This window comes from Waltera intestinalis (assembly GCF_009695995.1).
Taxonomy (GTDB): Bacteria; Bacillota; Clostridia; order Lachnospirales; family Lachnospiraceae; genus Acetatifactor; species Acetatifactor intestinalis.
The window spans coordinates 22,327-47,231 of record NZ_VUMU01000021.1 but is presented as its reverse complement, the minus strand read 5'-3'; the positions used below and the strand labels follow the sequence as shown (position 1 = coordinate 47,231).

At 46.0% G+C, this 24,905-nt stretch carries 22 protein-coding genes, 2 tRNA genes and 1 riboswitch; of the genes, 4 read left to right on the top strand and 20 right to left on the bottom strand.

Translation table 11 applies throughout. The features are described 5' to 3' along the window. Positions 1-307 precede the first annotated feature (307 nt). From FYJ59_RS13305 to FYJ59_RS13290, 4 genes are all read right to left on the bottom strand, one after another. A tRNA-Ser gene (locus FYJ59_RS13305) sits at positions 308-396 on the bottom strand. A gap of 51 nt (positions 397-447) precedes the next feature. Next, positions 448-533: transfer RNA gene (locus FYJ59_RS13300), tRNA-Ser, on the bottom strand. Positions 534-783: 250 nt separating this feature from the next. Continuing rightward, a complete protein-coding gene (locus FYJ59_RS13295) occupies positions 784-2,796 on the bottom strand; it encodes a glycosyl hydrolase 115 family protein (protein WP_154498699.1) in 2,013 nt (670 codons plus the stop codon). Between the two features lie 52 nt (positions 2,797-2,848). Beyond that, positions 2,849-3,721 carry a helix-turn-helix domain-containing protein gene (locus FYJ59_RS13290; protein ID WP_154498697.1) on the bottom strand — a complete coding sequence of 291 codons (873 nt, stop codon included), beginning with the start codon at positions 3,719-3,721 and terminating at the stop codon, positions 2,849-2,851. A 165-nt stretch (positions 3,722-3,886) separates the two neighbouring features. On the opposite strand from FYJ59_RS13290, the gene uxuA reads away from it, so the two are divergent. Further along, positions 3,887-4,969 (top strand): mannonate dehydratase, encoded by a 1,083-nt coding sequence (uxuA, locus tag FYJ59_RS13285; protein WP_154498695.1) that lies wholly within the window; start codon positions 3,887-3,889, stop codon positions 4,967-4,969. Beyond that, complete coding sequence (locus tag FYJ59_RS13280) at positions 4,956-6,569, top strand: mannitol dehydrogenase family protein (protein ID WP_154498683.1); 1,614 nt, start codon at positions 4,956-4,958, stop codon at positions 6,567-6,569. The genes uxuA and FYJ59_RS13280 overlap by 14 nt, the downstream gene beginning before the upstream one ends. 71 nt (positions 6,570-6,640) lie before the next feature. Here FYJ59_RS13280 and FYJ59_RS13275 read toward each other — a convergent pair whose 3' ends face one another. The 4 genes from FYJ59_RS13275 to FYJ59_RS13260 all read right to left on the bottom strand — a co-directional run bounded on the left by FYJ59_RS13275 (position 6,641) and on the right by FYJ59_RS13260 (position 11,044). Next, a complete protein-coding gene (locus tag FYJ59_RS13275) occupies positions 6,641-7,333 on the bottom strand; it encodes a rhamnogalacturonan acetylesterase (RefSeq protein ID WP_154498679.1) in 693 nt (230 codons plus the stop codon). 119 nt (positions 7,334-7,452) lie between these two features. Continuing rightward, a complete protein-coding gene (locus tag FYJ59_RS13270; protein ID WP_328597246.1) occupies positions 7,453-8,313 on the bottom strand; it encodes a carbohydrate ABC transporter permease in 861 nt (286 codons plus the stop codon). 12 nt (positions 8,314-8,325) lie between these two features. After that, entirely contained in the window at positions 8,326-9,291 is a 966-nt protein-coding gene (locus tag FYJ59_RS13265; RefSeq protein WP_154498676.1) for an ABC transporter permease, read from the bottom strand. 139 nt (positions 9,292-9,430) lie between these two features. After that, positions 9,431-11,044, bottom strand: a complete 1,614-nt coding sequence (locus FYJ59_RS13260; protein ID WP_154498674.1) for a type 2 periplasmic-binding domain-containing protein — start codon at positions 11,042-11,044, stop codon at positions 9,431-9,433. Positions 11,045-11,341: 297 nt separating this feature from the next. Between FYJ59_RS13260 and FYJ59_RS13255 the strand changes: the two genes are divergently transcribed. Further along, on the top strand, positions 11,342-13,588 hold the full coding sequence (locus FYJ59_RS13255) for a helix-turn-helix domain-containing protein (RefSeq protein ID WP_154498670.1): 2,247 nt from the start codon (positions 11,342-11,344) through the stop codon (positions 13,586-13,588). 32 nt (positions 13,589-13,620) lie between these two features. Here FYJ59_RS13255 and ispD read toward each other — a convergent pair whose 3' ends face one another. The 12 genes from ispD to FYJ59_RS13195 form a co-directional block, all read right to left on the bottom strand. Then, entirely contained in the window at positions 13,621-14,433 is an 813-nt protein-coding gene (gene ispD / locus FYJ59_RS13250; RefSeq protein ID WP_154498668.1) for a 2-C-methyl-D-erythritol 4-phosphate cytidylyltransferase, read from the bottom strand. A 244-nt stretch (positions 14,434-14,677) separates the two neighbouring features. Then, positions 14,678-15,715 (bottom strand): tRNA (adenosine(37)-N6)-threonylcarbamoyltransferase complex transferase subunit TsaD, encoded by a 1,038-nt coding sequence (tsaD, locus tag FYJ59_RS13245; RefSeq protein ID WP_154498666.1) that lies wholly within the window; start codon positions 15,713-15,715, stop codon positions 14,678-14,680. A gap of 18 nt (positions 15,716-15,733) precedes the next feature. Further along, the gene (locus FYJ59_RS13240; protein ID WP_154498652.1) at positions 15,734-16,339 is read right to left on the bottom strand and encodes a DUF6715 family protein; all 606 of its coding nucleotides are present in this window, start codon (positions 16,337-16,339) and stop codon (positions 15,734-15,736) included. Between the two features lie 8 nt (positions 16,340-16,347). Further along, positions 16,348-17,262, bottom strand: coding sequence for a ribonuclease Z (locus tag FYJ59_RS13235; protein ID WP_118547693.1), 915 nt, complete (start codon positions 17,260-17,262; stop codon positions 16,348-16,350). A 41-nt stretch (positions 17,263-17,303) separates the two neighbouring features. Next, the gene (locus FYJ59_RS13230; RefSeq protein ID WP_154498649.1) at positions 17,304-17,543 is read right to left on the bottom strand and encodes a hypothetical protein; all 240 of its coding nucleotides are present in this window, start codon (positions 17,541-17,543) and stop codon (positions 17,304-17,306) included. Positions 17,544-17,630: 87 nt separating this feature from the next. Further along, positions 17,631-18,068: a ribosomal protein S18-alanine N-acetyltransferase gene (gene rimI / locus FYJ59_RS13225; protein WP_154498646.1), complete on the bottom strand. Its 438-nt coding sequence runs from the start codon at positions 18,066-18,068 to the stop codon at positions 17,631-17,633. Further along, positions 18,065-18,820, bottom strand: a complete 756-nt coding sequence (tsaB, locus tag FYJ59_RS13220) for a tRNA (adenosine(37)-N6)-threonylcarbamoyltransferase complex dimerization subunit type 1 TsaB (protein WP_154498634.1) — start codon at positions 18,818-18,820, stop codon at positions 18,065-18,067. The genes rimI and tsaB overlap by 4 nt, the downstream gene beginning before the upstream one ends. Then, a complete protein-coding gene (gene tsaE, locus FYJ59_RS13215; protein ID WP_154498632.1) occupies positions 18,817-19,293 on the bottom strand; it encodes a tRNA (adenosine(37)-N6)-threonylcarbamoyltransferase complex ATPase subunit type 1 TsaE in 477 nt (158 codons plus the stop codon). The genes tsaB and tsaE overlap by 4 nt, the downstream gene beginning before the upstream one ends. A 74-nt stretch (positions 19,294-19,367) precedes the next feature. Next, positions 19,368-19,844, bottom strand: a complete 477-nt coding sequence (locus FYJ59_RS13210) for a YcxB family protein (protein WP_154498621.1) — start codon at positions 19,842-19,844, stop codon at positions 19,368-19,370. Positions 19,845-20,085: 241 nt separating this feature from the next. Further along, positions 20,086-21,300 carry an ABC transporter permease gene (locus FYJ59_RS13205; protein ID WP_154498619.1) on the bottom strand — a complete coding sequence of 405 codons (1,215 nt, stop codon included), beginning with the start codon at positions 21,298-21,300 and terminating at the stop codon, positions 20,086-20,088. A gap of 11 nt (positions 21,301-21,311) precedes the next feature. Beyond that, positions 21,312-22,829, bottom strand: a complete 1,518-nt coding sequence (locus tag FYJ59_RS13200) for an efflux RND transporter periplasmic adaptor subunit (RefSeq protein WP_154498617.1) — start codon at positions 22,827-22,829, stop codon at positions 21,312-21,314. A 77-nt stretch (positions 22,830-22,906) separates the two neighbouring features. Then, a complete protein-coding gene (locus tag FYJ59_RS13195) occupies positions 22,907-23,626 on the bottom strand; it encodes an ABC transporter ATP-binding protein (RefSeq protein WP_154498615.1) in 720 nt (239 codons plus the stop codon). A 290-nt stretch (positions 23,627-23,916) separates the two neighbouring features. Continuing rightward, positions 23,917-24,055, top strand: a riboswitch (FMN riboswitch). 100 nt (positions 24,056-24,155) lie between these two features. On the opposite strand from FYJ59_RS13195, the gene FYJ59_RS13190 reads away from it, so the two are divergent. After that, positions 24,156-24,893 carry an ECF transporter S component gene (locus FYJ59_RS13190; protein WP_154498612.1) on the top strand — a complete coding sequence of 246 codons (738 nt, stop codon included), beginning with the start codon at positions 24,156-24,158 and terminating at the stop codon, positions 24,891-24,893. The last annotated feature ends 12 nt before the right edge of the window (positions 24,894-24,905 follow it).

Below are 24,905 nucleotides of genomic sequence, written 5' to 3'. Positions count from 1 at the left end.
CAGCGTTCATCCTGAGCCAGGATCAAACTCTCATGTTAAAAAGTTTTTTCCTGCCAGTTTTATCTGGCATTGTTTACTGTTAATTCGGGTAGCTTCTCGATCTTTCGATCGATCTGCTTGTTCATGAATTTCTCTGAAAATCTTGGAATTTTCAGGGTTGCATTACTGTTTATTTGTCAAAGATCATAACCTCTCTTTTATGAGAAGCTTTGCTGTTGTTTCAGCGACAGCTTTGATAGTTTATCACAGCAATCTCTGTTTGTCAACTACTTTTTTTCAAGTGTTTTTGACATTCACCAACAGCTAACGGAGAAGGAGGGATTTGAACCCTCGCGCCGCTATTAACGACCTGCACCCTTTCCAGGGGTGTCCCTTCAACCTCTTGGGTACTTCTCCAGATAGTTGATTCTGATAATCTATATAATGATCGGCGGCACGAATGCCTAGCGGAGAGAGTGGGATTCGAACCCACGCGCCCTTTCGGACAAACGGTTTTCAAGACCGCCTCGTTATGACCACTTCGATATCTCTCCGAATGTGTGTCCATTTTCTTGTCATCTCTGTCGTTTACCTGACGACAAAAGCTATTCTAACAAAAAGGATTACTATTGTCAACACATTTTTACACAATTTTTATTATATTTTTTTCAGATGAGAAAAAGCCCATTTTATCATGGTTCCGGGCTTTTTCTCATTTGCATTGAATACAGTTTTCTTCCAAAATTGTGTTTAAAATCATTTAATTGTTACAACTATTTCTACTATTTGTTTTTTGTATCCCCTCTACCCTTGCATGTTTTTTCCGGCAAGGTATAACTCCCAGTCAGTCATATGGTTTTCCATATTTGTAATCAGAACGACTTTAGCGTCATTCTCGGAATAGGTCACTTCTCTCTGCCATTTATTGAAATCCGGTCCATCTCCCAGATTCCTTACATAACCCATCAGCCGTTTCAGACAATAAGCCGTCTCCTTCACATCTGTCAGGCAGTCATTCGCATAGAAACCTGTCCATTTTCCATGTTCCCTCTCTCTCATGGCACTGGCAGCCGCATTATATGCCTCTATAGCATTTCCCAACAAAAAGAAACACTTTTTATACTCCTTCTTCTGATAAGTCCGGAAGCTTTCCGCAAACAGTATACTTCCCTTCAGACAATATTTATGAATCTCCGTCTGCAGTAATACAGAATCCTTCCACAGTTCACTGCCTTTGACCACAGCGCAATGATGATACAATTGCTCTATTTTATCACAGGTCGCATTGCATTTTGATTCAAACCAGTCCATCTGCTTATCAAATGCAGATTCTCCGGTACACCAGAACAATTCTTCTACCGGTGCGGCTGCTCCGTCCCTCATCCATCCATAGATAAAATCCCGGACGACATAATTATAGAATTGTTCTCCTGCATGTTCGTCTTCTCTTTCACCAAAGGACAGCATAGCATCCGGATATCTGCTAATGCATTGCTCCATGCATGTCAGCTGATCCTCCGTGCAATCCGCTCCATAGTACTCCCGGATATAAATTTTTCTGTGTTCTCCGGCTGTCAGTGCCTTCTTTTTCCACAAGTTGGCTATAAAAGAAAGCGGATATACATGAGGCTTAATATTGGAAGCATTGATAACCCACAGATCTGTAATTCCATGATCCATGGCATCGTTCAATTCTTTTTCCACAAATTCCATAGAGTTTGGCAGCATGGTGATATGGTTGGCTGCCTGCAGATCATAGAACGATACATGATAATAGATTCCCTGCAGACCTTTGTCGCCTTTTTCCGGCAACGCTGGCACTCTTGGATTATGATTACCCTGACGTCTGGAGACCATCTTGCCATAACCATTATCTGCCCAGATCATGATCACATCTTCAGGGATCTGCAGATGACCGTCGCGATACAATTCCAAAATCTCCCCATACAGGTTAGTACAGCACACTGCCCCCGGGATCTGCTCTCTGATCATGTCATATTGTTCCTGCATGATGCTGCTGATGAGATTTCCACGTTTTTCAGGAGTATCATAGGCAGGGTCATTCTCCCAAAAAGGGACATCTCCCTGTCCTCTAAATCCGATGTTCCAGATGACTTCCTCATTCTTCTGTCTCTCTATGGCATCCTTCCACAGCCCTTCAAATAAATCCTTGTATTTCAGATAGGAAGGCTCCAGATCCGGATAAGCTCGCAGGAACATTTCCGCCCCCAAAGGTTCCGCATGATGATGCGTGATTATCAGTCCCATATCCAATGCAATGGGAGCATAAATTTTTGAATTTTTATCCGTTCCGGGAATCACCAGATTACCACCGCAGCGAAGCAGCGCTTCAAATACCATTTCCCAGGGATATTCCTTCGACACGCCTGCTGTCCAGTGACTGATCAGCACTTCATCATTGATAAACCAGCCGCGATAACGGATTCTGTTTTCTTCCGACTGATAATGTCCACACGGAATTTTTACATAAGGTTTTACTTTGATTTCCTGGTCATTCCAAAACCAGAACGGCAGAATCCCCAGATATTTTTCACTGAGTTCATTGAGTGCATAGATAAAAGAGCGGTCATTACTTCCATAGATTACGACCGTATCTTCGGATACTTCCATCTCATATGCCTCCGGCTCCAGTTTCTTCTGTCGCAATATCACAGTACCGCCCTCCTGGGCGGAAGCCTCCAGTGTCATTTCCATATCTCTCTTAAATCTGGCGCAGGCACATTCTACCGCTTTTGTATTTTGTATTTCGCGCTGCAGACTGGTTGTCTGATGTAAAATAAAGTTTTTCCCCGACATTATGCCACCTCGTTTTTCTTCCGGGTTCCGTTTTCTCTCATTTTAACGATTATCATTTAAAAATAACTTTTTGTTCCTCCCGATACTCCTTGGGTGACATCCCGTATTCCTTCCGGAATGCACGGTAGAAGCTGGAATAGTCCTGAAATCCGTAGCGCTCGTAAACCTTACTGATATTTTCACCGCCCAGGATTGCTTCCCTGCATGCCTGCATTCTTTTCTTCAGGATGTACTGGTGTACGGAAATTCCTGCCTGTTCCTTGAAAATATGTGCGATATAGTATCGACTCACAAAAAATACGGAAGACAGTTTTTCCAGGGAGAGATCCTCCTCCAGGTTCTGTTCTATATAATAGATCAGATTCTGATATAGGTTTTCCTCCTTGATTTTTACCGGATGTTCCTTTTCGTAGATCTCGCGGTTAAGATGAAGGATCAGATCACTCACTAAAAGCGGTATCCTGGCTTCTCTTCCGTATCGTTCCATCTGGGTCTCTTCAATCAGCTGGAAAATTTTATACTGTATCGTATTAAATTCCACCACGTCATGAGAATAGATCAGCTTGCCCTGCACCTGGGCCTGCTGCATCAGGAAACCGTATTCCGCAGACTGTTCCATCAGGTTTCCTGCGTATTCCCTGCTGACCCAGAATACAAAACGGCGATAGGGACAGTTTGACTGCTCCACAACGGCTCTGTGCCTGCGTCCCGGAGGTATGATCACCATGTCTCCACATTTTAACGGATAGATCTCGTTCTCAATCTGAATTTGGACATCCCCTTCTATGAAAAAATAAAATTCATAATAATTATGGGTATGTATCTCGATCTTGGAGGTATATTTTTCATTATAATAGTAGATTTCAAAGTCTTTGGAAAGCATGTATTGTCTTGTGGTAAAGGCAGTCTGCAATTTTTTCTTCATACCGGACCTCAGTTTCTGACAGAATTGCATATTGGAGCAGCATCCTTTTATCTCATAATAAATCAGCACAGCAACTTTTGCAATATATGTAACAATTCTTTCACTTTGTTTTTTCCATGAAAAAAATATAATAAAATTATTAAATGAATGGAGGTAATTCCCCTTATGGAAATGACTTTACGATGGTACGGATCCAAATTCGATACCGTAACCTTATCTCAGATCAGACAGATTCCGGGAGTCACCGGAGTTATCACTACTTTATACGATACTGCCCCCGGAGAGGTCTGGAGCAGAGAACGTATCGCCGCTCTGAAAGCGGAGGTAGCCGCTGCCGGACTGCATATCTCCGGAATCGAAAGCGTCAATGTACATGATGCGATCAAAACAGGTGCTCCCGACCGTGATCTCTACATTGACAACTATATTCAGACTTTGGAAAATCTGGGAAAAGAAGATATTCACCTGGTCTGCTATAATTTCATGCCGGTCTTTGACTGGACGAGAACCGAGCTTGCCAGAAAACGTCCTGATGGTTCCACAGTCTTAGCTTATACCCAAGAAGCGGTAGACGCTATTAATCCTGAAGAAATGTTCGCTTCCATCGCCGGAGATACCAACGGTACCATAATGCCCGGCTGGGAACCGGAGCGCATGGCGCATATCAAAGAGCTTTTTGCAATGTATGAGGATATCGATGATGAAAAATTATTCGAGAATCTGAAGTACTTCCTGGAGCGGATCATGCCGGTATGCGATAAATACAATATTAACATGGCAATTCATCCCGATGATCCCGCCTGGAGTGTGTTCGGTCTGCCTCGTATCATTATTAATAAGAAAAACATCCTGCGTATGATGCAGATGGTAGACAATCCTCATAACGGTGTCACCTTCTGTTCCGGTTCCTACGGCACCAATCTGGGAAATGACCTGCCGGATATGATCCGTTCCCTGAAGGGGCGCATTCATTTTGCCCATGTCCGCAACCTGAAGTTCAACAGTCCCACTGATTTCGAGGAAGCGGCGCATCTGTCCTCTGACGGCACCTTCGATATGTACGAGATCATGCGTGCTCTGTATGAGATCGGTTTCGACGGTCCCATCCGTCCCGACCACGGTCGTATGATCTGGGGTGAGGTGGCAATGCCCGGTTACGGTCTGTACGATCGTGCCCTTGGTGCAACTTATCTGAACGGTCTGTGGGAGGCTATTGAGAAAGGAGCTGCTCGCTATGAGACTAAATAATGAAGGTTTAAAAGATAGAAAGTCCTGGGAAAACGCAGGTTATTCTCTGCCGGAGTATGATCGTGAAACCGTTACAAAAGCAACCAGCGAGAACCCTTTCTGGATTCATTTCGGTGCCGGTAACATCTTCCGCGCATTTCAGGCTAATGTCGTTCAGGATCTGTTGAATCAGGGAGTCCTCGACAGAGGTCTGGTGGTAGCGGAAGGCTATGATTATGAGATTATTCAAAAAATGAATCATCCACATGATGATTATAGTATCCTTGTGACATTAAAAGCTAACGGTACGGTGGAAAAGACGATCATCGGCAGTGTTGTAGAGTCTCTGGCACTGGATTCTGATAACGCAGAACAGTTTCAGCGTCTGAAGGAGATTTTTTCCGCTGACAGTTTACAGATGGCTTCCTTCACCATTACAGAAAAAGGATATAATCTCTATGGTGCAGATGGTAAGTTTACTCCCCTGGTCGCTACAGATCTGGCTGCTGGTCCTGAGGCTCCCATCAGTTATATTGGAAAAGTAGCATCTCTATTATATGCAAGATTTCTTGCAGGAGAAAAGCCGATTGCCATGGTAAGCATGGATAACTGCTCTCATAACGGTGATAAACTTGCAGCAGCCATCGGTGCTTTTGCTGATGGTTGGTCTCGGAACGGTCTGGCAGATAAAGATTTCGAAAGCTATATCAAGACAAGCGGCAAGGTCTCTTTCCCTTGGACCATGATCGATAAGATCACCCCCCGACCGGATGCTTCTATCGAAGCACTCCTGAAAAAAGATGGTGTGGAGGAATTAGATCCAGTCATCACCGGTAAACATACTTACGTGGCACCTTTTGTTAATGCGGAGGAATGTCAATATCTGGTCATTGAGGATAATTTTCCGAATGGTCGTCCGGCATTAGAAAAAGGCGGTCTTATCTTCACGACCAGAGAGACTGTGGACAAAGTGGAAAAGATGAAGGTCTGCACCTGTCTCAACCCGCTACATACTGCTCTGGCTGTGTTCGGATGCCTTATGGGATATACTCTGATCTCAGAGGAAATGAAAAATCCGAGTCTGAAGAAGCTGGTAGAGCAGATCGGATATACCGAAGGATTACCTGTAGTTGTAAATCCCGGCATCTTAGACCCTAAGGAATTCCTGGATACCGTATTAAATGTACGTATCCCCAATCCCTTCATGCCGGATACTCCCCAGAGAATTGCCACAGACACCTCACAGAAGCTGGCGATCCGTTTTGGAGAGACCATCAAAGCCTACGCTGCGGATCCGAAGCTGAATGTAGGGGATCTGAAGTTCATTCCCCTGGTATTTGCCGGGTGGTTAAGATATCTCATGGGAGTAGATGATAACGGCAAGGCATTTACTTTAAGCTCCGATCCCCGCCTGCAGGAGTTAACTGCTATAGTCAGTGGTATTTCTCTGGGAGCTTCCACTGATGTAGAAGCAGTTCTTGATAATGTGCTGTCGGATGCTTCCATCTGGGGCGTAGACCTGAAAGCCCTCGGTATGGATACCATAGTCTGTCGGTATTTCCAAGGGTTGATTGCCGGTCCCGGTGCCGTGGCAGCGGTTCTGAACAAATACACTTCCTAATCTTTATAAAACAAAAAATCCTGTTCCGGCGGCTTTTCTGTCGTTCGGAATAGGATTTTATTTTTTAATTTTTACAGATTCATATCATCTAACAACATGTCTGCATAGATACCGCCAAGTTCTCTCAATCCTCTGGCGATCAGAGATGCAAAATTCACAGCACCGTCATAACGAAGGTGGGTATTGTCCTCTGATTTCTCCGGGTGATTCTTATACTCGCCCTCCGGGAAGAACATATACCATCTTCTGCTGTTCTTCTCTCCGGCTTTTTTTAACTCCATACGGCTCATGCTGTAGAGATCCACCAGAGGAACATTATTTTTCTCCGCGGTCTGCTTCATAGCAGCCACATAATCGGAATGTGCTCCGATCCCCAAGTGTTTCTCATCCATAAAGCATCTGCGCTCTAAGGGAGTGATCAGCACCGGATAGGCGCTATGATCTTTTGCCACACGGATAAAGGTTTCAAGATTCTCCATGTAAGTGGAAAAAGGCTCTGTATATCTGGTGGGATCCTCTTTTTTCTCGTCATTGTGTCCAAACTGGATAAACAGGAAATCTCCTGCACCAATTCTCTCCTCTATGGCTTTCAGTCTCCCCTCGTCCATAAAGCTCTTGGTGCTTCTGCCGTTCTTGGCATGATTGCATACCTGATATTCCGGCTTTACAAATAAAGGAAATACCTGACCAATACCTGTCTGCGGATAAGTCGTGTAGTCATTGGTCTGGACCGTGGAATCTGCAGCCCAAAAAATTCTGTTCATTTCTGCCCTCATTTCTGCGCTTCCCCTGCGCATCTTTTCTCGCGGAATTTACCTGCATATACAACACAAGGGAAACCGAAGTTTCCCTTGTCTAAGTCTAAGTACGTGCGAGAAGAAAATCACTCCTTAACAGCACCGATATTAACACCCTTTACAAAGTATTTCTGCAGAAAAGGATACAGTGCCATGAAAGGAAGGATTGCACATACGATCGCTGCATAGTACAGAGTGTTCTGGGATACCGAATACTGTGTAGTAGGGGTATCACCATCCATGATCATATTACGTAACTGATACTGGAAGTTAACCTGATCAGGATTGGTAATATAGATCTTAACGGTAGAATAGTCATTCCATACGGTAACTGCGAACATCAGACCGATGGAAGCCAACGCTGCTTTGGACAGAGGAAGCACGATCTTGAAGAAGATTCCCATAGGGGAGCATCCGTCGATCTCAGCCGCCTCGAACAGGCTGGCAGGTATTCCTTCAAAGAAGTTACGCATCAGTACCAGGTTGTACACGTTCATACCGTGCTTCACCACCAGGATCCACATGCTGTTAACCAGGTGTAACTGCTTCATTACCAGGTACTCGGGGATCATACCACCGGAGAAGATCATGGTAAACAGAAGGAAATATGCGAAGAAGTTACGTCCGGGCATATCAAACTGGATCAGTACATAGCCACCCAGGGTGGACAGGAGCAGCCCAAGGAAAGTACCGAGCACCGTAGTGATAACGGAGTTGATGAAAGGTCTGTACAGTCTCTGGGTATGAATGATGGTCTTATAGCCATCTAAGGTAAAATCCTCCGGCCACAGTCTGAACTGATATACACCCACAGCATTGAAGGAGTCTACTACTACCTTCCAGATAGGTACCAGTACCAGGAGGCCGATCAGAATAAATACGATGTAGTTTACAATATCGAATACATGAACCTTTTTCTTAGGTTTACGATAAGCTGTCTTTGCCACGTTTAACACCTCCTATACAATGCCACGGCCACGGGTCTTCTTACTAGCCCAGTTACATATCAGTACCAGGGCACAGCCAACCAGGGACTTGAAGAGACCAACTGCTGTAGAGTAACCATAGTTCGGCAGAGCGATCGCGAATGTCTGACGGTAAATATAAGTAGAAATAACATCAGACACACTGTATACCGCATTGTTGTACAATACGAATACGGACTCAAACATATTCATAACCTTAGCAAGGTTCAGGATCAATACAGTGATAATAGTATTGGACAGTGCAGGCAGCGTTACAAAACGCATCTTCTGCATACGGGTTGCACCGTCGATATCGGCTGCTTCATACAGCTCCGGGTTGATACCTGCCAGAGTAGCCAGGAAGATAATGGTTCCCCAACCGGTCTCTTTCCAGATATTGATAAGGTAGAAGATCGGTCTCCACCATGCAGTGCTTGCCAGGAAATAAATTCCCTTGGCATCCGGTGCCAGAATGCCCCAGTCACGCAGCAATCCATTTACCAGACCGGTAGAGGAAGGCGACAGAAACAGGCTGAAGATAGATGCAACTACTGCCCATGACATAAAGTGGGGCAGATATATGATAGTCTGCAAAGTTTTCTTTGCAAAGAGATTTCCCATTTCATTTAAGAAGATTGATACGATGACCGCAGTGAAGGTTGTGATCAATAACTTCATAATACTCAGTTCCAATGTGTTCCTGAATGCACTCCAGAACGCATCGGTCTTAAACATACTGTAAAAATGCTTCAATCCTACAAAAGTGGGTGCACCTACGGGCTTGTAATCGTAGAATGCATAACGAATACCAAGCATGGGCCAGTAATACATGATCAAAATGAACACAAATACAGGCAGGAACATCAAATAATAACCTCTGTTATTCCAGATCCGGAGACCAAGAGGCTTGTGACGTACTTCTACGCCGGTGGATGTGGTGATTTTCTTTTTCTTGCTCATACCATCCCTCTTCCTTTCGACTTCATCTCACACATTCTTTTCTCTCTAAAATATCCTGTCCCATGGGTTTTTGCATCCCGGCGGGACAGGATAATGATATCATGTTTTTGTAGCTTCTACTACGATATTGCAGATATTATTACTGATTCAGCTCAGCTAAGCACTGATCGACAATGGATCCAACTGTGTCAACGTAGGTCTGCATAGCTGCATCTACATCACCACCGTCAACTACTACAGCAGTGATAGCTGCCAGCTTAGCATCATAGATGGTACCGGACTCGTTGGTGTAGGTCTCAGAGGTAGGAGACTGAGGAGCATCCTTACAGTTCTCGGTGAAGAACTTGTTACCTTCTGCAGCCAGGCTGGAAATATCGTTAAAGCCGTTGTCCAGAGAGCAGATAACCAGAGCGGGATCCATAGCATTCTTCTTCCATACGGAGTTAGGATCGTTAGGAGACTGCTTTAAGTGGAACGTACCGTCTTCGTACTCGTAAGACTTCTCTTTGTCAGTACCTGCATTGATGGTGAAGCTTTCAGCCTTGGTAGACCAGTGAACATCCTCTGCACCATAGGTCCACAGAGTCTGAACCTTATCGCCATCCATCATGGTCTCGATGAATGCATCGAAGATAGCCTGCTCACGGGAGTTGTCTCCGTCACCGTCATCAATGATAACCCATACAGGAGCTTCTCTGTTCAGGTAAGCGCCAACCTCAGCGATAGGAGCCAGCTCAACCAGCTTCTCGTCAACACCGTTCTTGATCAGGTTATCGGTCAGAGTCTGATACCAGGAACCTGCCCAGTAAGTGAATACACCTGAAGAACCGGTCTGATCGTTGGAGAACCATTTCTCACGGGCGATCTTGGTGGAAGCGGTCAGGGTCTCAGGATCGATAGCGCCATCCTTGTAAGCCTGCTGTAATCTTAACAGAGCTGCCTTGGTAGCATCGGTCTGGAATCCATCGTACCAGGTACCGTTGTCATCCTGCAGGATTGCGGGATAAGCATCCTGCCAGAACTCAGGCAGATAGTTTACGTAAGGAGCTTCGTTACCAACGAAACCAGCTGCGATAACACCATAAGTATCACCGGTTACGCCGTTACCATCGGGATCTTCGTTGTGGAACTTTAACAGCATGTTGTAGTAATCATCATAGGTCTTGATGTCTTCAGCCTTCAGGCCAACTGCATCTAACCATGCCTGCTTAACATAAGTAACACATCCGTTACCATAAGTAGGAGCGAAACCATACAGATGACCTTCCTCATCCTTCAGGTTCTCGTTGATCTCAGGCAGAATCATATGAGACTGGAACTTAGCGTTTGCATATGCTTCAGACATATCCCACAGCAGACCGGTAGGTGCATACTGCTTGAACATATCTGCACTCATGATCATAACATCAGGATAGTCACCGCCTGCGAACAGACGACCTACTGCATCGGTATAACCGGAGTGGTCTAACTGCTGGATGTTCATCTTAATAGGATGACCGATTGCTTCGGATACTGCATCATCCCACTGCTGAACGAATTCAGCCTGGCCGTTATCAACGGTTGCGGTCAGAGTACCATTAACTACTACGTTAATCTCCTCCAGATTGTAAGCTTCGGTGGAAGCCTCGGTAGAAGCTGCTGCGCTGTCAGTTGCTGCTGCGCTCTGTGCAGGAGCATCGTTGCTGCTTCCGCATGCTGCTAAGGAAGCTACCATAGCAGACGCTAAAAGTACGGATAATACTTTTCTCTTCATTTTGTTCCTCCCTAAAAATTTGGAATCATGATTTGTCATGGGGTCATTCCCTTGACTTGCCCTCACCTTACCATCCGTCACCGGGAAAAACAAGTTACAATTTTTGCGTTCGGGTGCAAATTTTGACCACCGGTTCTGCAAACCCTTGATTTTACTGCATTCTTTGAAAGCACTTACATTTGGTATTTTTAAATTTGAAAGGGGTTACATCTTGCTTCCTTTGTAAGTAACTGATACAATAGACATGATTTATTCGGTATATTATCTAAAAAAATTGAGACATGGGAGTGATCATGAATGATTTTTAATAAAAAAGAAGCCCCTAATGATACAAATTATACAAGCCACAACAATACATTAATGCTGAAAATGGTAACCTCTTACAGTATTTTCCTGATGATCATTCTGGTTTTGTTCATCTTTTTATACCGTTCTACGATAAATAACGCGCGTGATTCTTATGATCAGCAGAACGAGACAACCCTGATCAGCAATGCAGAGCTGTTTGAAAGCGATCTGAACATTATGGAGGTGTATTGCCGGCAGCTTTTGCAGAACGACACCTTCCGTAAGGTCATGAATTATCATAATACCTACTATCCTTTTACGGAGATGGGGAATGAATTACAGAATTCTCTGGCAACAAATGTGTATGCGGAAGCACTTCTTCCTTTAAAAGAGTCCTTTGTCTATTTTCCGGAGACGGACTATGTATTGAATCCTACTTATTTCATATCCGCAAAGCGGTTCTATAACTGGATTCAGAAATACCCTTCTACCGAAAAGGAACTGTGGCACTCCTACATGACGGAACCGGAATACAAGAACCGCTTTCTTCCTATGGATCAGTTCATGCCAAATTACAGTGAAAAATACTATATGTATATCATCGACCTGAACGATCTCTACTATATGGATGCCAACGCGAAGGTCTGCTTTATCTTCGAACAGGATAAAATGGCAGATCTGTTCGACTGTGTACAGATGGATGGTGATAATTTTCTGGTGGTAACCGCGGAAGATGATTCCACTGTGCTTACGATAAATACCCCGGACAGCATTTCCGCAGAAATGCTGGATTCCCTGGACTTTAATAAAGGATATGCCCAGATCCGTCTGAATGGACAGACTTTTACTTTAGGGAAATATACTTCTGATAATACCAATTATTCTTATTATTTTAGTTTTCCTCCCTATAAAGTGGCCGGGGGGCTTGGAGGCACACAGTTATTTTTCATCTTACTGGCAATGTCTGCACTGGTGATCGGCGGTTCTCTGGTATATTATTTTTCCCGTCGGAATGTGCAGCCTATTATTGAACTCGGTCAGGAGCTGCAGACTGCTGTGGAAGTCCAGAAGAATCTGCAGGAGGTAGTAGACAGCCAGCGTCCGATTATCTGTACCTCTTATGTCAGACAGCTTTTGTCCGGTACCGCCACATCCGAAGATGAGGTGGCTTATATGGAAAACTATCTGGGAATCACTGCTTCTTCTTATTATAATGTGTTATATATTGTGTACTATAATAACTTTGGCGATAATGTAGAAAACGCTCTTCCCGGCGGCGTGGAATCTGTCGAGGAGCTGGAGAAGATCATCGAGTCCGCACTGGAGAATTTCTTCGGTACACCACTTTTCTACTTCAGCCCTTCGGACCGGACCTATTCCGTTCTGCTGCACTGTTCCGAAGAAGAGGGAAATGATCTGATCCTGAAGATCAACAATTGTATTTTACGACTTCATGATTATCTGCTGGATACTTACGACATCTGGCTCTTCGCCGGTATCGGTCGCAATACGGATTCCCTGATGAATGTATGGGAATGCTACCAGCAGGCCTCCGAAGCCGTAAGTTATACGACGAAGAACTATATTTTCTTCCCGTATGAATTTATCAAGAAGGATTCCAACGTGTTCTATTATCCGCCGGAGATCTCAACGAAGCTGATCCACTTCATCTCCACGGGCAATACGCCGCAGGTATTGGAGATGTTCAACCTGATCCATCAGGAAAATATCGAGGAACGTACCCTGCCGGTCAACCTGTTAAAGTACCTGCTGTCAGATATCCGTAACACTTTATTAAAAGCAAGATTTGCACTGCCTCAGGATGCGGATCCCGAAGCTGTAAAGGTACTGGATGAACGTTTCAATGAGCACCTTACCTTCAAATTGTGCGAAGATCTTGCATTATCCCTATGCAATCTCTTCAGTAATAAAGAGGACGACAACACCTTATCCTCTACCATCGAGAAATATATTAAAGACAATTATAAAGATCCTTCGTTGGGATTAAACAAGATTTCAGATGAATTTCAGATCTCCGAGAGTTATTTTTCCCATATGTTCAAGGAAAAGACCGGGGTCAACTTCTCCACTTATCTGGAGAATATCCGTATGGCGGAGGCTGCCAGACTGATCCAGGAGACCGATATCAGCTTAAATGAGCTGTATATCGCTGTGGGATATAATAATTCCAATACTTTCCGACGTGCATTCAAGAAAGTATACGGAGTAACTCCCAGTGCCATGCGGGAGAAATAGAATAATAATAAAACAGCCGGGGCACGAAGGAATTAATCCTCCAGAAATGCCTCGGCTGTCTTCATATCTTCCGGTGTTGTGATCTTAATATTCTGATAGGATGCTTCCACCAGCTTCACCCGGGACTCGGTAAACATCTCCACCACGCTGGCATCGTCTGTTACCTGAATGCCCTGCTCCTGCAGCTTTGGAAGCCTGTTTTTCAGTCGCTCATACGCCTGCAGGATCAGGCTGGTCTCAAATACCTGCGGTGTCTGAATATTCCAGACGCTCCTGCGGTCCGGTGTGGAAAGTGCAAAGCCATTGCCATCGCTGATCTTCACGGTATCCTTACTCTGTACCGCAGCCACACACGCCTGATACTGTACAGCAGCCGCATAGGTGTCTTCCAGAATTTTCTCCGTCAGGAAAGGTCTTGCGCCGTCATGGATAAACACATAACCATGCTCATTCGGACACTTAAGGCGTCCGTCCGCGATCAGCTGCAATGCCCTGCTCACAGAGAGATACCGTTCCGCTCCGCCGGAAGTAATGATATTCACCTTCATAAAATGGTATTTCTGCACGATTTCTTCCCGGACATAGGGAATATCCTGTTCCGAAGTCACCAGAATACAGTCATCAATGATCTTTGACTCTTCTACCGCATGCAATGCATACCAGATCAGAGGTCTGCCCTTTAACGGAAGGAACTGTTTCGCCACTGCGGAGTGCATCCTGCTTCCGCTGCCCGCTGCCAGGATAATGGCAGTACAACGCGGTTTTTCCTTGTTTCCATCCTCTTTTTCTGTTTTATATGCCGCAAAATCTTCTGTGAAATACTCTTCTGTTACTCTGTCTATCATATTCATGTCAGTCTTTCTATAATGTCTTCTATGTTAAGATACCAGGGGCAAAAGGTCTAAGCCCACATGAGCTTGCTCATAAGTGGGTGAAAGGCCTTGGGGCCCGCCCCGATATGAGCATAAAAGTGGGATGATAATCCCACGATATGCGAATATTGGGTAGGATTGCAGTAGCGCGTAGCACGAAGCAATCCGTAGGTATCAAAGTCGGGGGCTTTTGTCCCCGACATCATTTTAATACTCCTTAGCGTTCTCCCAATTTTAAATTCGGGACCGCATTCAGGTCATAGCCGCTGCGGACACCCTTGATATATTCATAATAACCCGCCACACCGATCATCGCTGCATTGTCAGTGCAGAAGATCGGAGAAGGATGATAAAATGCAATATTTCGTTTGCCGCACTCTTCTTCAAAGGCTGCCCGCAGAGAGGAATTAGATGCCACGCCGCCGGCAATGGCAAATTTATTCAGGCCATAGGCTTTTACAGCATGCAGTGAATGACTTACCAGCACATCTACCACTGCTTTTTGGAAAGAAGCAGCCACATCTGCCTGATTGTAGCTTTCTCCCTTCATCTGGCAGCCGTTTAAGTAATTCAGCACCGCTGATTTCAGACCACTGAAGCTGAAGTCATACTCATTTTCCGCCACTGCCGCTCTGGGAAAATGAATCGCATCGGGATTGCCATCCTTCGATACCTTATCGATCTTAGGTCCACCGGGATAGCCCAGCCCGATGGCACGCGCCACCTTGTCAAAAGCCTCACCCGCTGCATCATCCCTGGTCCGGCCGATGATCTCATATTCTCCGTAATCCTTGACCACCACCAGATGCGAATGTCCGCCGGAAGCCACCAGACAGATAAAAGGAGGCTCCAATTCCTTATTTTCTATAAAATTAGCACTGATATGTCCCTCAATGTGATGAACACCTACCAGAGGAATACCGGTAGCAAAGCTGATGGCTTTGGCTTCGGATACCCCCACCAGAAGTGCTCCCACCAGTCCCGGTCCGTAGGTCACCGCAATCGCCGTGATATCGTCAAGTGTCACATGGGCATCGGCAAGTGCCTGCTCAATGACCTGGTTGATCTTCTCGATGTGCTTCCGGGATGCGATCTCCGGCACCACGCCGCCGTACAACGTATGTAAGGCAATCTGAGAGGAGATCACGTTGGAAAGTACCTCTCTGCCGTTTTTTACCACCGATGCCGCTGTCTCATCACAGGAGCTCTCAATTCCCAAAATATAAATGTCTTTTTGTTTTTCTGTCTCTGTCATTTTTCTGCCTGCTTTGTTCTAATTATTGTCTGTCTGTTCCAGCTTACTGTTCAACTGATCCGCCGTTTCCCAACCGTATATCTTCCATCTGCGATTGTCATCTCTGCGTAACAGATATACCATGGCGGTAGAACTTTTTTTGCCATTTTCCGTCATCGTGTAACCGCAGGATATTCGTGCAAAGGAATATCCATCCGCTGTATAATAGTCCACATTTGTGCTTGATGCAAGAGAAACACTCGTTATTTTTCTCTTATTGTTTTTATAATTCTGCACTTCTCCCTGCAGACGGATGAGGTAGGATTCTTCTTCGTTGTTCTCCCTGAGTTTCTCATCAAATAATTGCAGTGACTTTTTCCCCAGTTCCTGAAGTTCTTCCTCCGTGCAGTCTTCATTATAAAAACATTTCATCAGATCGTTATAATATTTGACCACTTCCTTCGGTGTCGAAGGATAATTGTTCTCGAGGTTTCGGGAAAGTGCGGTGTCGATTTCCGACATCACCGCTTCCTGTTGCTCGGTGCGATGCGTTCCGGACAGATACGCATAATATCCTACCACCAGCACGAGTAAGAAGATGAAAAAGACTGTAATCTTAGTCACGGATGTGTTGGTTTTCTTCATAAGATCGTTCACTCTCCCTCATCAAATTTCAGTTCCATGGTCCAACCATCCTTCGCCGCATAAGTCGCCGGAAATATCTTCCGCACATCCTCCATGAATTCCTCCGGTCTGGTCATGGACGGGCTGTAGTGGGTCAGCCATAATTTCGGTACTTCCGCTTCTTTTGCAATCTTCGCCGCCTCATACATGGTCATGTGCTTGTGTTCTCTGGCTTTCACCAGTTTATCCGGCTCTCCGTACATACCTTCCAGGATCAGCAGATCCGATCCTTTGGAATTCTGTCGGATGCTCTCCGTAGGTCGGGTATCGGTACTGTAGGTTACTTTCAGGCCCTTGCGCTCCGCTCCCAATACCATATCCGGTGTAAATACTCTGCCGTTCTCTTCCAGGGTCTCTCCTTTTTGCAGACGGCTCCAGAATTTCATGGGGATTTCCTGCTCCATGGCTCTGTCCTTATCAAATCGACCCGCCCGGTCAATCACCATACTGTACCCATAACAGAGTACATTATGGTTGACCCTGAAAGCTTCCAGCCGAAAACCTTCAAAAGAAAAAGTCTGGGCATTTTCTGTAATCTCAATGCATTTCACTTCAAAGGGAAGTTCCGGTGCGATCACCCTCAACGAAGCCACCACTTTGGTAAGCCCCCTGGGGCCGATCAGGAGCAGAGGCTCTGTCCGCTCTGCATTTCCCATGGTCAGAAGCATCCCCGGCAGACCGCTGATGTGATCCGCATGGAAATGAGTAAAGCAGATAATATCAATAGGATTGGGACTCCAGCCTTTTTCCCGCATGGCGATCTGGGTTCCCTCTCCACAGTCGATCAGAATACTTTTTCCATTATATCGCATCATCAGGGAAGTCAGCCATCTGTAAGGCAGCGGCATCATTCCTCCTGTTCCCAATAAGCAAACGTCTAACATTCTTCCTCGCAATCTTGCCTTCACAGCATCTGTTGTTCTATCTATAATAATTCTGTCTCCGGTACTTCTTCCACCGGAATGACAAATCTGCCGATCCAACTGTCGTAGCAGTCCTCACACAGATCAAAGGCATGTCTCATACCGTCTTTCCTGCTAAAATATCCAAAGCGGACATCTGCGGTGAAATATCCCTCCCGGATGATTTCCTTTTCTGCTTTTAATTCTCTGCCGCAGGCGTTACATATTATCTGTGTTAATTTACCGTTTTCTGACTTTCGCATCTTACCTTCCACCTTTCTGATCGTAAAAACAGTTTCCTCTTTCACTATCATAGCAAATAAATCGCCGGATGGTGGTGGTAATACTTGTTAACGGCGCCACATGATCATGGCATCTTCGGTAGGTTTCTCATAAAATCCGGGACGAATCCCTTCCGAGACGAAACCAAACTTTTCATATAAACGGATCGCCGGTGCATTGCTCACTCTGACTTCCAAAGTATATGCCGTAATGCCGCGCTCTGCCCCCAGTCGGAGCAGTTCTTCGAGCATTTTGCTTCCCACTCCCAGATTCCGGTACTCCGGTGCCGTTACCACGTTGTCGATATTACCCTCATGAAAACTGTCCGTCAGTCCGGCACAGCCGGCGATATTTCCATCAGTCTCCGCCACCACATACAGGCAATAGTCTCTTAGAAGCAATCCTCTGAAATCCTCCGCAGACCAGGGCATGCTGAAGGATGCAGCTTCGATACGGCTCAGTTCTTCGATATCTGTATCCCGCAGGGGACGAACCTCTATCTTCATACCTGTGCCTCTTTTGCGTCTCGCTCCTGCTCTTCCCGTTCCCGCTCTGCCTGGCTCTTACGCAGATATTCGGGTTCATGCTCCGCGGCGCTCACTGTCTTACCCTGTGCATAATAAATGGCTCCGAGAGAAGCCACACTGGCTGCCCGCTGTCTGTTATTGGCTGCGGGAGCAAAGGAAAACGGCACCTTCATTCCTTCTGTGATCTGCCTCCGGTATACCGGCACGCCGTCTCCCAAAAAGATCACTTCACGTCCCAGGCGGTTCAGTTCGTCCACCAGTTCGTCCACAGGAGATGCGCACTGATCCTTAACACAATGCATCACAAGCTGCTGTTCACAACTTCCAGCCTCTGCTTCTGCCTTACAAAATTCATAGATCCCGGTGTATACCTGATTCCTTCTGGCATCCATAATGGGGCAGACCAGCTTGTCCGTCCCCCAAAGATTAAATGCAAGTCCTTCCAGTGTCGGCACCTCTACCAACGGCAGATTCAGTGCCAGACCAAGTCCCTTCGCGGTTGCTGCCCCAATTCTCAGTCCGGTAAAGGATCCGGGACCTGCGGAGATAGCAATGGCATCAATGGTGTGAAGATCCAGGTCGATCATCTGCCGGATCTCGTCCAACATCGGAAGTAATGTCTGGGAATGTGTTTTCTTATAATCTGTGGTATACTCTGCAATCAGGACATCGTCTTCCACGACGGCTGCACTTGCCACCAGTCCGGAACTGTCCAAAGCTAATATTTTCATACTGTAGTCATCTCCTCAATCGTGATCCGGCGATAATCGAAGCCCTTCTCCAGATCCTTTTCTATGGTCACCTGTTTGTAGTGCTCCGGCAGGATCTCTTCGATCAGATTCGCCCACTCGATCAGGCACAATCCCTCACCGTAAAAACAGTCCTCGTAGCCGATCTCTTCCATCTCCTCCACATCTCCGATGCGGTACACATCAAAATGATAAAAAGGCATGCGGCCTTCCTCATAGATCTGCACAATGGTAAAGGTGGGGCTGTTGACCGGTTCCGTAATTCCAAGACCGTCTGCCACTCCCTGGGTAAATACTGTCTTGCCCACACCCAGATCACCGATCAGGGTATAGACCTGCCCGGGAAGTGCTTCTAAGCCGATCCGCTGTCCCAGTGCAAAAGTCTCCTGCGCACTGTGAGTCTCTATAATTTCTTTTTTAAATTCTTTGTTTGCTGTTGAATCACCTGTTGTCATTTTTCTTACGCTTTCTATAGACACCGTAATGGCCGTTGTTACTTTCCGGAAAAGCTCTCTGCTCTATGGCATTTCTAGCTGCGGATCTTCACCTTTGCAGGGGGCATATGCGTGGAAATCATTTCGATAACATCCGTTGTCTTATCCTGCATCTGGCTTTTGGGAAATATCGTTGCATTATTCTTTGCCGTATAGACAATGATGCTGCGCCCGGTGGAGACTGCTTTCAGACAATCCGCCCATGCCTGGCAGGTCGAACTGTCTCCCTGAGAAATAGTAATTCCGTTCTCATCCAGGACATAATGCAGTGGTTCCCTGAAGACCGGATTGTTCGCTACCTGCTGTTTGCTTTTGATAAAAAGCGTCCAGGGGAGATATAACAGGATCACCACTCCCAGGATCAGATAGATCCAGTACTGTCTGGAAATTCCCACAATAACACCCAGTGCTCCGATCACCGCTCCCAAAAGTCCGGACACGCTGTTATAGCTGTGCCGTAATAAAAAATCATATAAGTCCCCCGATGTAATCTTCACATCCAATTCTACCATAACGTGTTCTTTCCTCTATAATAATATATGATGCCAGGGGCAAAAGGGCTAACCCCACATGAGCCTGCTCATAGGCGGTTAAAAGGCCCCGGGCTCCGTCTGCGCATAAAACTGCATACTATAGAAAACATTATAAATTTTTTCCCATGAAAAAGCAAGTAAAGAACCGCAGGGATTTATAATCTGTCACCTGCGGTTCTTTATTTATGTATTTTATTTAATTATGATTTAATTTTTATGATTATTCATGCCGTAAAGCTTCGATAGGACTTAGTTTTGCCGCTTTTTTCGCCGGATAGATACCGAAAAAGATGCCCACGGCGGAGGAGAACAGGCTGGCTCCCAGTACCGTTCCTGCGCTTACTTTTGCGGTAAAACCGATCAGACTGCAGATGCCAAAAGCTCCTGCCACTCCGATGGTAATACCGATCAGACCTCCCAGCAGGGTGATGATAGCCGACTCCGACAAAAACTGTAGCAGAATGGATCCGGTTCTCGCTCCCAGTGCTTTCCGGATACCGATCTCTCTGGTACGCTCCGTGACAGATACCAGCATGATGTTCATAACACCGATACCGCCTACCAGCAGGGAGATGGCTGCTACGAACACCACAAAGATAGTGATATAGCTTAAGATCTGATCCATCTGACTCATAATATCATTAAAGTTCTGTACTAAGATGGCGTTCTGTCCTCTGACACCGTGGCGGTTCTCCAACAATCTCACCACATCCTTCGCCACCTGAGCGGCATTTTCCGCACCATCACTGACGATCAGCAGATCCGTATACTCCACATAGAATCCATATCCGTCCGATATCGTGGAGATAGGTGCCTCCATGGTCACCGTACCGTCTCCTCCCATTCCGAACAGCTTCGATGCGTTGTCCTTACGGATACCAACAATCGTAAATTCCTGTGTCACTCCATACAACGTATAATCAAAGCTCATTCCGATCACATTGGTATTACCAAACAGCGTTTTCGCACTGCTCTCCGTAATGACGCAGACTTTGTTCGCCGTATAGTAATCGGAATCTGTAAAATAACGTCCTTTGATGATCGGATCCTGGCTGCAATATTCCAATCCTGCTTTGCCGAAAGTTGCAGCAGCATCAAAGGTTCCCTTTCTGCCGGTGGCGCTTCCGCTGAAACTCCAGGACGGTGTTACCGCCCTGACATTTGGAACTTTCTCCAGAATGGCATCCATATCCTCTTCCGTGAATACCACCTCTGTTCCGTTTTCCGCGGTATTGCTGCTATAAACGGCGATCTGACCGCCCGCCATAGAATTCAGTTCTCCGTTGATCCCACTTTTCACACCATTACCTATGGAGATGATCATGATCACCGAAGAGATTCCTATGATAATGCCCAGCATGGTCAGGATCGAACGTCCCTTATTACTGCGGATATTCATCAATGCAATTTTGATGTATTCCCATACTTGTGTCATGGATCCGCCTCCTACTGTTCCATGGGCACAGCCGTTACTGCCATGCCCTCCTCCAGGCTGATACCTGTGAGGCTGTTCAAAATGATCTGGTCTTCCTCGGTAATGCCATCCAGGACCTCTGTGTATTCATCGGAGGAGATTCCGCAGGTAATTGCCCTCTTAACTACCATGCCGTTCTCGATCACATAGAGGAAATCTCCGTTTTTATCCGCATTGATCGCTTCTACCGGGATCAACAATGTATCCTGTGCACTGTTGGTATGTACGGTCAGCTTTGCATCCAGTCCCAGAATGATCTTGTCATCCGGGTTAGTCATATGTACTTCTACCCCTACCATGGGCGTATTGGATGCGTTCAGTGTTGCCATACGATTGATCTTACTGATCTCGCCTTCGTATTTATTGCCGGAGATGGTAATATCTACTTTCTGCCCGATGGCAAGTTTTGCCACATCGGACTTGGAAGCATCAAAGGAAACCTTCACATTCTGGCTGCTCTCCAGTGTGATCAGCTGTGCGCCCTCCGCCACACTGGCTCCGGATACACCGGTGCATTCCGTTACGATACCGTCAAAATCAGCTACAATGCCTTTCTTCGCAGAATAATACTGTTCCTCCGCCTCTTTGTAGGTCAGCTGTGCCAGATCTCTGTCAGCAGCGTACCCTTTGGACTGATAACCGTTGAGGATTGATCCTTCACCGGCATCCTTCTGTGCCTGCATCTTCGCTTTATAATTTTCACATTCCTCAATATGTTCCTGTACGGAAGCAATCTCATTCTGCATATTTACCACGTAATCGCTGGATCCTGCAATGGACTGCACATAAGAATTTCTCGCCTGGCTGGCGCTGATATCCTGGAGTTCCTTATTGATTTCTTTCGCACGGTCTGCACTGGTAGCGGAATCCTGCAGTTCCTTGCTCAAATCAGCGGATTTTCTGGATAATTCATAGCTTTCTTCGGATAACTGTCTCTGGGTTTCTCTCTGACTCTTGGCAAGTTTATCCTGCAGTTCTTTCAGATAAGCCTTGTAATCCGTCAACTGCTGGTCCAACACTGCCAGGTTCGTGTTGGCTTCGTTTAATTTGGCCTGACTCTTGCTGTTCTCTGTCATGGTACTGTTATAGGAAGCATTGCTCTTGGTCTGCTGCAAGGTTGCCTCCTGCAGACGCTCCTCCATCTGCTCCATGTCATAGGTCATCAGCACATCCCCTGCCTTCACAGCATCTCCGGCTGCCACATTGACTTCGTTTAATCTGCCGCTTACCGGCGCAAAGAGAACCACTTTCTCCTCACTGACTACCTTGCCGCTGGTGCTGACACTTTCTTCGATATCTCCACGAAACGCATTGGTCGTGCTTACCTGCACTCCAACATTACCGAAAAACGCACAGCTTACCAGACGGATTATGATCAGTACGATGATGATCACCGCAATGATAACAGGTGCTTTTTTACGCTTTCTCTTTTCTTTCTTTTTGATTTCTTTTGCACTCAGTGCCTGTTCTGTTTTTTCCTGCTGTTCCATGATCTCTCACTCATGATCCTTTCTATTTTATACTTATGTCTTTTCATTCGCTGCATGTGAAAAATCTGTTTTCCGCATCAGGCTCCTGCCGTCTGCAGTTCCTCCACCGGAACGATCTGTCCGGAATCGGATTCTACTTTGCCGTCCTTGATCTTTATCACTCGCTTCGCCTGTGCTGCGATCTCATTATCATGTGTGATCAGTATGACGGTTCTTCCCTCTTTATGTAATCCTTTTAGAATATCCATGATCTCTTTCGTGGAATTGGAGTCCAGATTACCCGTTGGCTCATCCGCCAGGATCACCGGAGGTGCCTGGGCTATGGCCCTGGCTATCGCCACTCTCTGCTGCTGACCGCCGGACATCTCCGAAGGCTTATGATCCATACGATGTTCGAGACCTACCTTTTTCAAGGCCTCCACGGACAGCTCTTCCCGCACACTTTTGGATACTCCCCTATAGATCAGAGGCAGCTCCACATTTTCCAATGCCGTCAGATTAGGGATCAGATTAAAACCCTGAAAGATAAACCCGATCTCTCGGTTCCGGATGTCGGACAATTCATTGTCAGATAATGCGGACACGTCCTGTCCATGCAGCCAATATTCCCCACTGGTAGGCACATCCAGACAGCCCAGCATATTCATCAGTGTAGACTTTCCGCTTCCGGAATGCCCGATGATAGCCACAAATTCCTGCTCGTCGATGGTCAGACTGACATGATCCAGGGCGCGCACTTCATTTTCCCCGGGATTGTAAACCTTGCACACATCTTTAATCTCTACTAATGCACTCATTCCTCACATACTCCCATTTTCTGTTACATTTTTGTGTATTCATCTTTGTGTTACTGTACTGTTTGCATAATACAATAATATTTTTTGAGTGTCAACACATTTTTATAAGTATTTGCAACTATTCAGAGCCATGCAAAAGGAAAACTCTGGAAGGGCGTTTTTGCGCATGCGGTTCTGAATAGTTATTACAGCTACTATAACAGGGAAATCCCAAAAAAATGTTGGGAAAATTCTAAAGATTTTCTATATTGACTTTTATTTCACAAAGTGATATATTCCATCCATAAGGTAAAGTTCTTCAGGGTTGGGTGTAATTCCCTACTGGCGGTAATAGGTCATCCTTAAGTCCGCGACCCGCAGATGCAATTCTGCGGCTGATCCGGTGTGAATCCGGGACCAACAGTACAGTCTGGATGGAAGAAGACGTATCACTTATATTTTTTTGTGATACCCATGCCCCGGAAGCTTGTATTCCGGGGCTTTTTTTGAAGGCTTTCCTTGATTTTTCTCATAGGAAAGGAGTTCTGAAATGAACAAATTAATGCAAACTGTAACTGAAAATGTGGCCTATGTAGTCATCTTCCTGACGGTCATCGTGGGCTGTTTCCTGGTGGCTGTGGTGCTGGAAAAGGGCTCACAGAAGAAAAACGGCATCTCGGAGCCGATCTTCAATACGAGAAAGCTTGCCATGATCGGTATGTTTTCCGCCATCGCCATGATCCTGCATGTGCTGGACTTCCCCATCTTTTTTGCCCCCGGCTTCTATAAAATGGACTTCAGTGAGCTGCCGGTCTTAGTCGGTTCCTTTGCTTTCGGTCCTGTAGCAGGTGTCATGATGGAATTCGTGAAGATACTGTTGAAGCTATGCATAAAAGGTACCTCTACCGCCTTCATCGGCGATCTGGCGAACTTCGTGGTGGGCTGCAGCCTGATCATCCCCGCTTCCGCTGTGTACTCTTTTAAGAAGACAAAGAAAAGCGCAATCATCGCCTGCATTGTGGGTACTCTGGTCATGACCGTATTTGGCACCGCATTCAATGCCGTATATCTGCTTCCCGCGTTCTCCAAATTCTACGGAATGCCTCTGGATGCCATTCTGGCAATGGGAGCCGAGGTCAATCCACTGGCAAAGGAAGGTAGCATTGTAAGCTTCGTGGTGGCATGTGTGGCTCCCATGAATCTCATCAAGGGAACGCTGGTGTCTGTCGTAACACTGCTGATCTACAAACCGTTAAGCCCCATCATCAAGACCGGTCACAAAGCATAAAAAGCATAATTG